The sequence below is a fragment of the Leisingera methylohalidivorans DSM 14336 genome, from assembly GCF_000511355.1.
GTDB lineage: Bacteria > Pseudomonadota > Alphaproteobacteria > Rhodobacterales > Rhodobacteraceae > Leisingera > Leisingera methylohalidivorans.
Genome location: NC_023135.1, coordinates 2121675 through 2135400 on the forward strand (window position 1 = coordinate 2121675; position 13726 = coordinate 2135400).

A 13726-nucleotide genomic window follows, 5' to 3' on the forward strand; every position below is an offset into this window, starting at 1 on the left:
CCCCAACCCGCCCGCGCCGGGGTAAGGGCAGGTTAAACCTGCCCCTGGGGTCATGGGCCTTCCGCAGCTTCCGCGCAGAAGGCCCATGGCTTTTCCAGATCCGAATTCGCGAGCTGGCCGGCGCCGCGATCGGTCCGGACTGTTATGCCGCGCTGCAGGAAGCGGTGACCGCCAGCAGCTGCCCCCCCGGGCCGGGACAGGCCGCCGCAGGAGAGCGGATGGGCCGCAGCGGATCGTGCAGAAACCGCTTGAGCCCGGCCGGGTCAGCCCCCATATCTGAGCCATGCTGCGCCTTCTCCCCATTCTGCTGGCCATCGCTTACGGCCTTGTGATGTACCGGATTTCGATCTGGCGCACCCATCGTGAGCTGGACCAGCGCTCAACCGAGCTGGCGGACCCGAAACTGAAGCGGCTGACCGACCGGCTGGCGGCAGCGCTGGAGGTCGCCCGCATTCCGGTGCATATCTACGAGATCGACCCGGTCAACGGGCTGGCCGCGCCGGACGGGCGGATCTTCATCACCCGCGGGTTTTACCGCAAGTACCAGAACGGCGAGGTAAGCGCCGAGGAAATGGTATCGGTGATCGCCCATGAGCTGGGCCATGTGGCGCTGGGGCATGCCAGGAAGCGGATGATCGACTTCTCCGGCCAGAACGCGCTGCGCACCGCGCTGATGATGATCCTGGGCCGCTACATTCCCTTTATCGGGCCGTGGATTGCCGGGGTGCTGACAGGTTTGATCGCGGCCCGGCTGTCGCGCGGCGACGAGTATGAGGCGGATGAATATGCCGCCGCGCTGCTGACCAAGGCGGGCATCGGGCTGGCACCGCAGAAAAGCCTGTTCACCAAGCTGGAAGAGCTGACCCAGGCGCGCGCGGGCATGGCACCGGCCTGGCTGATGAGCCATCCCAAGACCGAAGAGCGCATCGCCGCGCTGGAGCGGCTGGAAGCAAAATGGGCCAAGCGCTGAGCCGTCGGCTGACGCTGGATTGAGGGGCCGCCCCCCCGCGGCGGCGCCGGTTCGTGCCTTCAAACTGTCCGCCGGGCAGTTTGCTGCGCTGCGTACAGGCACTTACCCCGGAGTATTTCAGGAAAGTTGAAAGCGCGGTCAGGCTGACAGGGCTTTGGCGAGCCGCGGCAGGCGGGCTTTTTTCAGGAGCGGGCGGATCTCCCAGCTGCCGCCGGAAAGGCGGTTGGCCTCATCCAGAACCCGGGCGCCAACAGCTTCTATTCCGGCGTTATCCTCCAGCCAGATGCGGTAAAGGAGTTCGTCGGGGCCGAGCCGCTCCAGCCCCTCCTCGGCCAGGGTGTGGCGGGGGAAGTCCTTGTTGTTGAGGGTGACAATGCCATCGGCATGGCCGGTGACGGCGGCGGCCAGCACATGGATGTCGGCGCTGTCGGGCAGCCAGAGGCGGGCCTCGGTGCCCGGTGCCGGGGCGATTTCGGCCTTGGGCCAATTGGCGCGGGCCAGGGCGATCTCAGCCTTGGCCTGCACCGCGCCTTCGGGGCCGAGTTTCAGTGCTGCGCGCTCCCACTCGCCCAGGATGCGGGCGGACCAGAGCGGGGTGAAATGCCTCAGTCCCGCCGCGCCCAGCAGCATCTCCCGCATCACTGTCGGGTAGAGCACGCAGGTATCCAGAAGCAGCTTCATCCCGCGTCAGTCCAGCCGGAAGAACACGGCCTTGAGGTAGCCGCTTTCGGCCAGCTGCGGCAGCTGCGGGTGGTCGGGGCCGGCATATCCGGTGTGGATCAGGCTGCTGCGGCGCCCGGCCTTGCCGATGCCGCGGGCCGAGGCGTTGCGGAAGCGCGACAGATCAGCAGCGTGCGAGCAGGAGCAGAGGCCGAGGTAACCGCCGGGTTTGACCAGCGGCGCTGCCAGTTTGGCAATCCGTTCATAGGCGCGCAGGCCCGCCTCCAGCGCCTGTTTCGAGGGCGCAAAGGCGGGCGGGTCGCAGATCACGGCGTCAAAGTTTGCGCCCTCCTCGCCGAGGGCGGCCAGCACATCGAAGGCATCGCCCTGGCGGGCGGTGAACGCGTCCTTGAAACCGCTGGCTTCGGCGCCCTGGGCAGCCAGTTCAAGGGCTGCGGCAGAGCCGTCGACGCAGGTTGCGTGCCCTGCCCCCCCGGCCAGCATCGCGAGGCCGAAGCCGCCGACGTGAGAGAAGACATCCAGCACCTTGGCGCCGGGCCCTGTGAGGCGGGCGGCAAAGGCGTGGTTTTCGCGCTGGTCGAAGAACAGCCCGGTTTTCTGGCCGCCGGTGAGATCGGCCATATAGGTGGCGCCGTTCATCTGCACCGGCACCGGCGCCGCAGGGGTTTCGCCCAGCAGGGTCTGGTTCACATCATCAAGGCCTTCGAGCGAACGGGTGCGGCCGGAGGCGTTTTTCAGGATCACCTCCGTGCCGGTCACCTCCGCCAGCGCGGCGGTCAGCGCGTCCAGATGCAGCTCGGCCCAGGCGGCGTTGGGCTGGACGGCGCAGACAGCGCCGAAGCGATCGATCACCACGCCGGGCAGCCCGTCGGATTCGGCATGGACCAGCCGGTAGAAGGGCGCGCCGTACAGGCGTTCGCGCATTTCCAGCGCGCGGGTCAGGCGGACTGCGAACCAGGCCTGATCAATCACCGCCTCCGGGTCGCGGTCGAGCATCCGGGCGATGATCTTGCTTTCCGGGTTCACCGACACCAGCCCCAGCGGGTGCTGCGCCTCGTCCTCCAGCACCGCCAGGGTGCCGGGCGCCAGTTTGCGGGTGCGCCGGTCGGTCACCAGTTCGTTGGCATAAACCCAGGGAAACCCGTGCCGGATGGCGCGGGCGTTGGATTTGGGTTTCATTTTCACGCGGGGGCGCTGAAGCGCATCTGAGGAGGCTGTCATGGGTTCCTCTTAGCCTTAAGCCCGGAACAGGAAAAGGGGCCGCATGGCCCCTTCGCGCAGAACTTCACCGCTGCGCCCTGGCTTTATTGCAGGGCCTGCAGCGGATTCAGCTGCGGCAAGGTTTCATAGCCGTTGCGAACGCTCATCCCTGCGGCGGGCACCGGCTTGAACGGCAGGTTGCGCGACGGCACGTCCACCGAAGCACAGGCAGAGACCATCAGCCCGTACGGGACGAATGCCTGTCTGCGGAAGATGTTCATGGCTCTGCGCCTGCTCCTGCCCCTTTCAAGCCGCCGCCGGGTCAGGGTCCGTCAGGCGGGTTCAAGGGCAGGATGCGGGTCGAACAGGGCCGAAACGGGGCCTGTTCAGCGAAAAAGTGATGAACACTGATGGCCGGGTAACGATTGCCCCGGCCCGCACAGACGCCGCTATCACCGCTCGCGCGAGCGCCAGCCGCCGCGGCGGCGCGGCGTGGCGCTGCCTTGCAGCCCGTCGCGCAGCACTGCGGTCATCGGGTGGTCCGGATTGGCACCGCCGTATATGTCCAGCAGCGCGCCGATGTCTTCCCGGCTGTCGCGCGCCGCATCCATGCCCAATGCCCAGTCAAAGAATATGCTGCGGCACTGCGCGTCGGTGATGCCGTCGATCCGGTAGGATTCGTAGATCAGACCGCGCGGGTCCTGTTCAATGCTGCCCTTCATCCGCCTGTTCCCTTTCCAAGGCCTCTGCAATCAGCGCCGCACAGCGTTCGTAACGGGCCAGCAGCTCCTGTTCCAGCGCATCCAGCCGGGCGTATCCGGTGGTGCGGCAGAGGAACTGCGCGCCGCCCTCCCCGATCGTCCCGGCCTCGATCGCCTTGCCGGAAAGCAGCCGCGCGGCGCTTTGCACCGACCAGAATAGCCGGTAACTGGCGGTCAGGTATTCTGCATCCGCGTCATTCAGCCATCCGGCAGCGACAGCGCCCAGCAGGCCGGAGGCCACATCGCGGGCCACCGAAACGGAAGTGAGCGCGCCGGCCTGCGACAAAAGCTCGATATCCATCATCCGCCCGGCGCCGTTCTTGGCGTCCCAGACTCCTGCCGGCGTCTTGGCGGCAGCCAGCCGCGCGCGCATCTGCGCCACCTGCTGCAGCACCATGGCAAGGTCCCGCGGTTCGGCTAGGAAACCGGCGCGGAAGGTCTCGATTTCGGCGGCAAGAGCGGCGTCGCCCGCAACCACACGGGCCCGGGTCAGCGCCAGATGCTCCCACACCCAGGCCTCGTTCTGCTGGTAACTGGTAAAGCCGGCCAGGCTGACCGCCACCGGCCCCTGGTTGCCCGAAGGCCGCAGACGCATGTCGACTTCATAAAGCTTGCCCTGGGCCATCGGCGCCGACAGCGCGGTGACCAGCGCCTGGGTGAGCCGCGCGTAATAGGGCCGCGTGGCCAGCGGGCGCTTGCCCTCGGACATATCCGCACCGCCCGGATCGTAGATCACGATCATGTCGAGATCGGACTGGGAATTGATCTGCCCCGCGCCCAGCGATCCCATTGCCAGCACCGCCGCGCCGCGTCCCGGCGGGGGGCCGTGCTTGCGGGAGAACTGCGCCACCACGTCCGGTGCGATGCCGGCAATCACCACTTCGGCCAATTCCGCGTATTGGACCCCGGCCTGGTGCCCGTCGATCAGCCCGCGCAGGTGGTGCACGCCGATGCGGAAGTGCCATTCCTTGCACCAGCGGCGGGTGGCATCGAGCCGGGCCTCGTAATCGTCTTCCTGCACCAGCCGGTTTTTCAGTTCCGCCCGCAACTGCTCCGCCCCCGGCCAGGGATCAAAGAAGGAACCGCCGATCACCGCATCAAACACCCCGGAATTGCGGGACAGGAAACTGGCCAGCTCGCGCGAGGTGCCGGCGATGTCCACCAGCAGATCGATCAGCTGCGGGTTGGCTCCGAACAGCGAGAACAACTGCACCCCGGCAGGCAGCCCGGACAGGAAACCGTCCAGCGCCACCAGGGTCTCGGCCGGTTTGGCGGTTTTGGCGACGCGCGACAGCAGCTCCGGTTTCAGCCGCTCGAAAATCCGCGCCCCGCGGGAGGAGCGCAGCGCCGGATAGGTCGGCCAGCGGGCGATGATGGCGCCATCCAGCTCGGCGGTGTTTTCTGCCGCGGCAGGCGCGCCCGGCGTGCCGCCGGGAGAGAAGAAGCCTTCGGTCAGCTCATGCACTTCGGTCAGCCGGTCCCTGATTTCCGCCGTCAGCTCTGCCGGATCGCGGTCCATCAGGCTGGCGATCCGGGCAATGCCATCCTCGGATTTGGGCATCTGGTGGGTCTGGGCGTCATGCACCATCTGGATCCGGTGCTCGACCTCGCGGTGGGCGCGGTAATGGGCCGAGAGGATTTCTGCCGTGCCCGGCGGCACCCAGCCCTTGTCCGCCAGCGCCGCCAGCCCTTCCACCGTGCCGCGCAGGCGCAGTGATTCGTCGCGCCCGCCGGCGATCAGCTGGCGGGTCTGGGTGAAGAACTCGATCTCGCGGATGCCGCCGCGGCCCAGCTTCATGTCGTGGCCGGGCACATGCAGGGCGCCGCCGGTGCCCTTGTTCTCGCGGATGCGCAGGCGGATGTCATGGGCGTCCTGGATGGCGGCGAAATCCAGGTGCCGCCGCCAGATGAAGGGACGCAGCGTGGTCAGGAACCGCTCCCCCGCGGCGATGTCGCCGGCGCAGGGGCGCGCCTTGATATAGGCGGCGCGCTCCCAGGTGCGGCCCAGGCTTTCGTAATACCGCTCGGCCGCTTCCATCGCCAGACAGACCGGGGTGACCGCCGGATCCGGGCGCAGCCGCAGATCGGTGCGGAACACATAGCCGTCGCCGGTGCGGTCGCTGAGGGCGGCGCACATGTTCTTGGTCGCGCGCACCATGCCCTGGCGGGCCTCATAAAAGTCATCCGGATCGAACCGGGTTTCATCGAACAGGCAGATGAGGTCGATATCCGAGCTGTAGTTCAGCTCATGCGCGCCCATCTTGCCCATCGCCAGAATGGTAAGCCCGCCTGCGGTTTCCACGTCGTCCTCGGTCAGCCCGGGCAGTTTCCTGCGGCGGATCAAAGCGGCGATCTCGGATTTTATGGCGACGTCCGCGCACAGCGCCCCGAAGTCCGTCAGCGCCCCGGTCACCTGTTCCAGGCTCCAGCCGCCGGACAGGTCGCAAAGCGCCGTCAGCAGCGCCAGACGGCGTTTGGCCTGCCGCAGACCCGGTTTCAGCCCGTTGCCTTCCAGCGCCCTGCAGTCCGCAAAGACCGCCGCCAGCGCGGTTTCAGGATCCTGCAGCGCCTGCGGCAGCCAGGCAGCCTCCCGTGCGGTCAGCTCCATCAGATAGGGGCTGGAACCGCAGGCCCCCGCCACCAGATCGGCCATCGCCCCGGTTAATTCCGGCACCAAGGCGCGTGTTTCGGCGCCAAGGTCCGGATCAAAGGGACGGGGCATGCGGGTGATGTTCAAGGCAGTGGTCATGCGCCGAGACTGTGCCCGCTGCACAGGCGCGTCAATGCCCGAATTGCAGCCCGGCAGCGCAAGTATACGCCGGGTCAGGAATACCCGAATAGCTGGAATGCCTGCGTTAAGATACCGTCAAAAGACGGTTATGCTCCGGCTCGGGGCCATTCGATGTAAAGAGTATCTTGTTAACAGGGGATGCCGGGCGGTGCTGGGAATGCCCTGGCTCTGCTTGGGATATTGTGCTGTGTGCAGTGTTGTCACCTGAACGGCCCGAGGACCGGAAGCATGACCGTGCCGCCTTCCGCCCGAACCTGAGTTTCGTGATTATATTTCCGGGGCTCTGCTGCGCAAATGCTGATGGCGTTCCATCCTGAGGCACCAGCATGGCAGCCTGAGGGAATGTGCAGGTCCGTGCCGCAGGTCCGCAAGACCAGGAACCGGCCGCGCCACCGAACCATTGCGCGCCATTGAGCCGAGCGCAAGTTAGAAGACACTTGATATTGCAATAACCGGAAGAGGCTGGAGGAAGCCGGAAGACCCCGGATGGAAGCATGTAAAAAAGGGCTTTCAGAGGGGTTAAAACCGAGGAGACGCCTTGGTGCGCTTGTCCTTCAATACCCGGCAGAATGGCCCCTACAGCGCGCTCAGCAGATTTTGGGACTCTTCCCGTTGCAAACTGCCTCCCCTGCCCCAGACCTTGTCGAATAAGGGAAACAGGTCCTCGTGTTGCAGCCATCCAGAAATGTCACCGGCTGCGCAAGGCAGGAATGTCACCAGAGGCGCCGCGGGAGCAAGGCTTTGCAGCCATTCGAAGATCGCGCAGCATTTCCGAAGGTCAAACAATGGCACATCGGGACGTTGTCCGAACCGCTGCTTGCACCTGTTGCCGCACCCAGCCAACGCTGCGCCAGATTATGTACACTTTTACAGAAACTTCATGCGCGCCCCCCTTGTGATTATGAAGGTTTTTCTGAAAACTTTCCACCAAGGCTCTAATTTTTTTCATGGTGGTAAAGATGCAAGATCGCTGGTTCATCAGGTTTGAAAGTGGCGGCTTCCTGTCATGCCGCGGGAACAGGGTTACCTACTTCGGCAATAGCGCTCTGACCTTCGCAAGCCACGAAGAGGCGGAAGAGTACTTTTCCAGGAATGTCAGCGCCTTAGAGGAGACCGGCCTGCGGCCGTCGCTTGCACGCCTTTCCGGTTCCACGTAACAGTTTCCGGGAAGTCGTGAGTCATGAAAATTCTTCTGGCCGAGGATGATGCAGCCACCGCCGAAACAGTCACGCGCTTTCTGACACGAGAGAATTTGAACGTGTCTTCAACCAGTTTTGGTGAAGATGCTATCAGTCTGGCCCGGCATTTCGACTTTGACCTGATCCTGCTCGACCTGCGCTTGCCGGACCGCCATGGCCATGATGTGATCCGGGACCTCAGAGCGGCGGCGATTGATACGCCGGTTCTGGTGATTTCAGGATCCGATGATCTGAACAGCCGGGTCAACAGCCTCAAGTACGGGGCTGACGATTTCATGGTCAAGCCGGTCAAATATGATGAACTGCTGGCGCGTATTTTCGCGATTATCCGGCGATCCAAAGGGTTTTCCGATTCCGACATCAGGGCGGGCGATATCACGCTCAAACTTGGAAAAAAGTTTATAGAAGCGAAAGGAAGAAGGATTGACCTGACAAATACCGAATATAACATTCTGGAACTGCTCCTGCTGCAAAAAGGGCGGGTTGTACTGAAGAATACAATTTTGGAGAACTTGTACACCGGCCCTGACTATCCGGGTGACAAAATACTGGATGCCTACATCTACCGGCTCAGAAAAAAGATCCGCGAAGCAACGAATTGTAATGACTATATTGTTACCATAAGAGGGGAGGGGTTTATGATCTGTTCCCCTCCTGGTCACAGGGAATGTGCTTGACAGCGGATCGAGGGATGACGGGAGGCAAACTGATGGCTTTTGCGATATCTGTTGTGAAACAGGTATAAGCGCCCTCTCAGCCTTAAAGAGCCTCTGAATAAGGCAGCGCAGACCGTAGTGCGCTGCAGCATGCTTCCGCCGCAATCCCTTATCTGCTCGTACAGGTTTTAGCAGGGTTGGTGGCCGCCGCCAAAGTTTGAAGACGCGTTTGGATGATTGGAAAATTGCGGTCTGACATGTGTTGAACATCAGGTGCCAGAGAATGTTCCCTTGCTGCCTGATGAATTTTTTATTTCAGGGCCAACGAGGTACTGAAATAGTTTAGAACCAGATCGGCGGGCGCCAATTCTTACCTTCTGGCGTTAATAATATTGGAAATTCAGTTGAGCTTTCCGCCCGGAATTCGAAGATTTTCAGATCTGATCCGACGGGGCCATAACTCAAGTGAGCCGCTGGTCGGTTAAAAAGAGAGGTAAATGCCGACGGCTTAGATATTTAATCTATCCTGGGGTGCAAGTATTATAAATCCGGTTCTTTTTATTTGCGATAATATTTCGCAACACCTTGCAGAATGTAGGGGGAAAAGTGATGTGCTAACACTGCGTATCTCCAGAAAATATCTTCGCAGACGCAGTGGATTTGCTCTGGCGGTTCTGCTTCTCTCAGCGCTTCTCGCTATATGGGTTACGCTTGCTGGCCACCGCGGCGTTCAGCTGCATGCCAAGAACATGTCCGCGCTTGATGAGGCTTTTGTTTCACTTGCCGAGATGTCTTTGGCATTTGAGAGGATTCAAAGGAACCCCACCAGCCAAAAAGCAATAGTTGAACGCAGCCGCATCCGGCTTAGCGCCAGGTCTGCAGCCGGGGCTCTGACTGAACTTAAACTTGCCAGTTCACGGTCTGCATTCTCTGCCCGGGGACAGAAAATCCTGGCACAACCCTCCTTGAACCCGCTGGCCGAGTTCGACGACATACTGTTTATGAGCAAGGTCCTGGCGGATCCGCAGCGCCAAAATTCTGTACCAAAGTCTGCGAAAACCGCAGCACTTGCTTCGGACCTTACAAGACGCCTGATTCCGGTTCTTATGCAGGTGAAGGAGGCTGAAGTCAGGGCTTCTCAAATCGCCTCGAAGAGGCAGGTGGTCTACGCAATAATTGCTGCTTTAACAGGTGTTTGTGGCGTTCTGGTGGCGGCCAAGTATGTGTACTTTCCAATGGAGCGGTTCATTATCAAAGCGCAATCTAAAATCGAAGAGAGCCGCCGCCGGGCTGAGGCCGCCTCCGAGGCTAAGTCCGTATTCCTTGCAACGATGAGCCACGAAATCCGCACCCCGTTAAACGGTGTCCTGGGACTTGCCGAGCTGCTGATGGACACCGAGTTGGGTGACCAGCAGAGGCACATGATCCGCATCATGAAAGCGAGCGGGAATTCCCTCTTACGCATCATCAATGATGTGCTGGACCTGTCCAAGGCCGAAGCCGGTAAGCTGGAACTTGAAGCCGAGGTGTTTGATGCCCATTCGCTCTGCCAGGAGGTTATTGACCTGTTCCTGCCGCAGGCGCGGAGCAAGAACATCAGCCTGGGCCTTGCCGCGGATCCCGGTAATGGCAGATGGCGTGTATCGGGCTACAGCACGGCCGTCCGTCAGATTGTTGTGAACCTGGTCAGCAATGCCGTGAAATTTACCGAACGCGGATCTGTCGTGATCGATCTAAAGGAAGAGACTGCGGAAACAACTGGCATGCGTACGCTTCGTATCGCGGTTCGGGACACGGGGAACGGGGTCCCTCAGGAGGCAAAAGAAAGTATTTTCGAGCAGTTCACCCAAGCAGATGCATCCAGGACTGCACGTGTTGGCGGAACTGGACTGGGGCTTGCTATTACCCGGAAGCTTACAGAGGCAATAAATGGCAGGATTTACCTGGAAAGCACGGCTGGGTCAGGTTCAGAATTCATTCTGGAGTTCCCAGTAGAAAATGCCCCGGCGGCTGCGGCGGAGCCCGACAGCGCCCACATGACAAGCTTTACATTCAGTAAGAAGGTTCTTGTTGCGGACGACAACCGCGTAAACCAGATCGTCGTGGTCAAATTTCTGGAGGGTATGGGCTGCGCTACCAAGGTCGCAGCCAATGGCGCCGAGGCAGTAGAGCTGGAGAACAGCTGGTCTCCCGACCTGGTCCTGATGGATGTGCGGATGCCGGAAATGGACGGGTTGGACGCCACCCGAGCCATCAGGGCGAAAGAACTGGAAGGCCGTCTGCCTGCGGTTCCGATCATCGGGCTCTCTGCCAATGCGATGCGGGAGGATCACGATGCTGGAATATCCGCCGGGATGTGCGATTACCTCTCGAAACCGATAAATAAAGCCAAATTGGCAAATGCACTGGCCCGCTTGTGGCCGAATGAGCATTACAAACCCAAGGAAGCGACGGTACGATGCGCATGACAATCAAAATGGCCGCTTTCCTGTTTACGGCCGCGGCGATCGCCCTGCCTGCAGTTGCGGATTCGGAGAGTGAGGTCTGCCTTTACAATTGGAGCGGCTATATTGACCCCGCGGTCATAGAAAAGTTCCATGCCGCTACCGGCAAAAAACTCATCCTGGATTTCTATGAGGAAGCTGACGAGGCAGAGGCGCGGCTGACAGCACAGGGCACTGGGTATGATCTGGCGGTTGTGCCATCGGAAATTGTGAACCGCCTGATCGAAGCAGAGGCTCTTCAGAAATTTGACCTGGATACGGCGGGCACCGACCGGCAGCTCCTAGACATTCTCTTCACGGCATTGCCGCAGGCCGAGGGATATGCCTTGCCGTATCTCTGGGGGACAACCGGCCTTGTTTACGACCTCGATGCGGTGATCGACCGCCTGCCAGACGCACCGCTTGATAGCTGGGCGCTGCTGTTCGATCCCGCGAATGCCAAAGAACTGGCCGATTGCGGAATTACCGTGGTCGACTCGGTCGAGGAGATGGTGCCAGCCGCACTTTCCTATTTAGGCCTCGATCCGCATTCACGGTCTCCTGAGGATCTGGATGCGGCGTTCGATGTTCTTGCAGCCATTGCGCCATATGTCCGGTCATTTGACACCGCTCAGTATGACGATGTGCTTGGCGGTAATATCTGCTTGGCAGCCACTTGGAGCACCGACGGACAGGCGGCATTTCTGGAGAAAGACAGCACCCCGTACCGTTACATTGTGCCCAAGGAGGGAGCAAACCTGTGGGCTGATCTGTTTGTGGTTCCAAATGATGCGGGAAATATGGTTGTTTCAATGCAACTTCTGGACTTTATCCTGCAACCCGAGATGATCGCGTCTTCTGCGGCTTACTCCAACGCATTTGCAAGCCTGCCCTCATCGCGGTCAGAACTGGACGAGCCGGATTTCAACCTTTGGCCGCCAGGGCTGTCTCAAAGTATTCGCGAGACGCTTTACTTTGTTAAGCCGCGAAATGGGAACGAAAAACGTCTCCTCGATCGCCGCTGGAGAATGATCCAGATCGGCCTGTAGGATAGTCGAGTTGAACAAACAGGAAACCACCTGTCCGAAATGGACATCACATTGCCTCCTGCAGTGGAACCCTTTTACGCATACTTTCTGTTCCTCTCTGCACCCGGTGCCGACCGCAGCATTTAAGGTTGAAAGCCAGGGCTGTTGAATGTCCGTTTTCAAGGTGATGGGCAGAAAGTTTCGCACTTGCAGCATCCTTGGGGCTGCAACCCGGGGCCCAGGTCCGCTTTGAGCTGGCAGTGCGCTTTCGCTGTGCCAGGCCCGTATGAACGTTCTGGGCAGGGTTTAGCGAGAACGGGGGAACTGGCATCCACGCAAGACTCCCGGCAGAGCGATTGCCAGAAGGCAGCAGCCAGCAAGTGTAAAAAACCATGTGTCTATGAAACCATAGAGTAAGGCGCCCGCGACACCTCCGAGTGCAAAGGCGGACAGTGTCAGAACATGTAGCCCCAGTTTTGGCAGTGCTGCATCCCGAGAGCGTCCGGGCATTATGACAGCTGCTAGGCCGATCCCAATATCCGTAGCCATCCCTGATACATGCGTGGTCCGAACACGCGATCTGGAGATGAGGCTTGTGACCGCATTCTGCAGCCCCATGACAAGGCTCAGGATTCCGACGAGAGCCATGTTCGATATGCCAACTGATGCTGAAAGAAGCAGGCCTAGGGCAAGGACTGCCACTCCCTCGGCAGCGATGGCGGCGGCGTAGATTGACCGGATGCCGCGTTGCTCACCAAAGGTGACGAAGGCTGCAGCCAATGCCGCTCCCCCAATAAAGAGGGCCAACAGAATCAGAAAACTAAGACTTGACCGCCAGGAGCCCTGAGCAACTTCGTCAGCGAAGGCAGAAACGTTGCCGGTCATATTCGCCGTAAAAGAGCGCGCCATGAGAAAGCCTACCGCATTCAATGCTCCCGCAATTGTGGACAGTGCTGCGGCCAGATACCGGTCAATCTTCCCATTTCGTTCATCACCGACATGGATCAGCATTTTCTGCCCCCGCTGCTTTGGCGCGAGCTATCCTATTGGCGCGACATTTCGGGTGCAAACATCTTCTGGCAAGGCGACAATAGAACAGCCGGTGTGCGGTTGAAGACGCCGCTGGAGCGTCCGGCAGCTTAGGGCTGCCACCAGCCTTCTGTGCCTGCTGCAACTTTGCCTTAAGGCAGGGGAAACATTGGGTTCAGAGCCGCGCGCGGCTCTGAACCCAAGTTGCAGACAATAAGCGCCATTATGTTCCCTCTGCAGCCGCTGTTTAAGTTTGCCGAATGTTAGGGGACACTTGATATTGCAGTAACTGGAAGAGGCCGGAGGAAACCGGAAGAACCCGGACGGAGCCATATAAAAAAGGGCACTAAAGAAGCTCTAAACCTGAAAAGTGGCTTGGGGCGTTTGTCCTTCAGTACCCGGCAAAATGGCCCGTACAGCGCGCTCAGCAGATTTTGGGACACTTCCCGTTGCAAACTTTCTCCCCTGCCCCAGACCTTGTAGAATAAGGGGAAACAGGCCCTCACGAGGGCGATAATGCCACTTATGTTAACTTTCTGTCGGCCCTTTTGAGCCGCCGAACTTGGAACTGGGGCGCGGGTCAGAGACATCGCTTCCTAGAATAGGATTATACACATAAAATCAACAAGATGAGTGCTGCACCGCCCTCAACAGCAACTCTCTGAACTAGGAATCGATTTCAGATATGCTGGCGGGGCGTTGCTGCTGTGCGTCGCACGTGCAGTTTGGACAACCCCGCGCGTCAGAAAAGCGCAGGAAGTGTACTTTGCAAAGTCAGTGTCACTTCTCGAAAGGGGACATTGGTGCCGCTTGCTGTGAAGGCCCAATTCGAACCCAATGTAACAGATGCTGCGCCAGGTACGAACGTCGGCTTGTTCGAGTCCTTTCGCTGAACGGGCATGCCAATGGATGTCGACATAGCGAGTAT

At 60.4% G+C, this 13726-nt stretch carries 10 protein-coding genes; 4 read left to right on the forward strand and 6 right to left on the reverse strand.

What is annotated here, in order from left to right:
* Positions 1-283: 283 nt before the first annotated feature.
* The gene (locus METH_RS10570) at positions 284-970 is read left to right on the forward strand and encodes a M48 family metallopeptidase (RefSeq protein ID WP_024090460.1); all 687 of its coding nucleotides are present in this window, start codon (positions 284-286) and stop codon (positions 968-970) included.
* 138 nt (positions 971-1108) lie between these two features.
* Here the strand turns inward: METH_RS10570 and METH_RS10575 are convergent, their stop codons facing one another.
* The 5 genes from METH_RS10575 to METH_RS10590 form a co-directional block, all read right to left on the reverse strand.
* Positions 1109-1651, reverse strand: coding sequence for an RSP_2648 family PIN domain-containing protein (locus METH_RS10575; protein WP_024090461.1), 543 nt, complete (start codon positions 1649-1651; stop codon positions 1109-1111).
* Positions 1652-1657: 6 nt separating this feature from the next.
* Positions 1658-2872: an RSP_2647 family RNA methyltransferase gene (locus tag METH_RS10580; RefSeq protein ID WP_024090462.1), complete on the reverse strand. Its 1215-nt coding sequence runs from the start codon at positions 2870-2872 to the stop codon at positions 1658-1660.
* Between the two features lie 83 nt (positions 2873-2955).
* Positions 2956-3132, reverse strand: coding sequence for a hypothetical protein (locus tag METH_RS23925; protein ID WP_024090463.1), 177 nt, complete (start codon positions 3130-3132; stop codon positions 2956-2958).
* Between the two features lie 171 nt (positions 3133-3303).
* Entirely contained in the window at positions 3304-3573 is a 270-nt protein-coding gene (locus METH_RS10585) for a hypothetical protein (protein ID WP_024090464.1), read from the reverse strand.
* The gene (locus METH_RS10590; RefSeq protein WP_024090465.1) at positions 3557-6361 is read right to left on the reverse strand and encodes a bifunctional [glutamate--ammonia ligase]-adenylyl-L-tyrosine phosphorylase/[glutamate--ammonia-ligase] adenylyltransferase; all 2805 of its coding nucleotides are present in this window, start codon (positions 6359-6361) and stop codon (positions 3557-3559) included. Before METH_RS10590 ends, METH_RS10585 begins: the two co-directional genes overlap by 17 nt.
* Positions 6362-7583: 1222 nt before the next feature.
* Here METH_RS10590 and METH_RS10600 point away from each other — a divergent pair.
* The 3 genes from METH_RS10600 to METH_RS10610 all read left to right on the forward strand — a co-directional run bounded on the left by METH_RS10600 (position 7584) and on the right by METH_RS10610 (position 11790).
* Positions 7584-8279, forward strand: coding sequence for a response regulator transcription factor (locus METH_RS10600; protein WP_024090467.1), 696 nt, complete (start codon positions 7584-7586; stop codon positions 8277-8279).
* A gap of 728 nt (positions 8280-9007) precedes the next feature.
* On the forward strand, positions 9008-10726 hold the full coding sequence (locus METH_RS10605; protein WP_052348698.1) for an ATP-binding protein: 1719 nt from the start codon (positions 9008-9010) through the stop codon (positions 10724-10726).
* On the forward strand, positions 10723-11790 hold the full coding sequence (locus METH_RS10610; RefSeq protein WP_169731242.1) for an extracellular solute-binding protein: 1068 nt from the start codon (positions 10723-10725) through the stop codon (positions 11788-11790). The genes METH_RS10605 and METH_RS10610 overlap by 4 nt, the downstream gene beginning before the upstream one ends.
* A 285-nt stretch (positions 11791-12075) precedes the next feature.
* Here the strand turns inward: METH_RS10610 and METH_RS10615 are convergent, their stop codons facing one another.
* Complete coding sequence (locus METH_RS10615; protein WP_024090470.1) at positions 12076-12780, reverse strand: YoaK family protein; 705 nt, start codon at positions 12778-12780, stop codon at positions 12076-12078.
* Positions 12781-13726 lie beyond the last annotated feature (946 nt).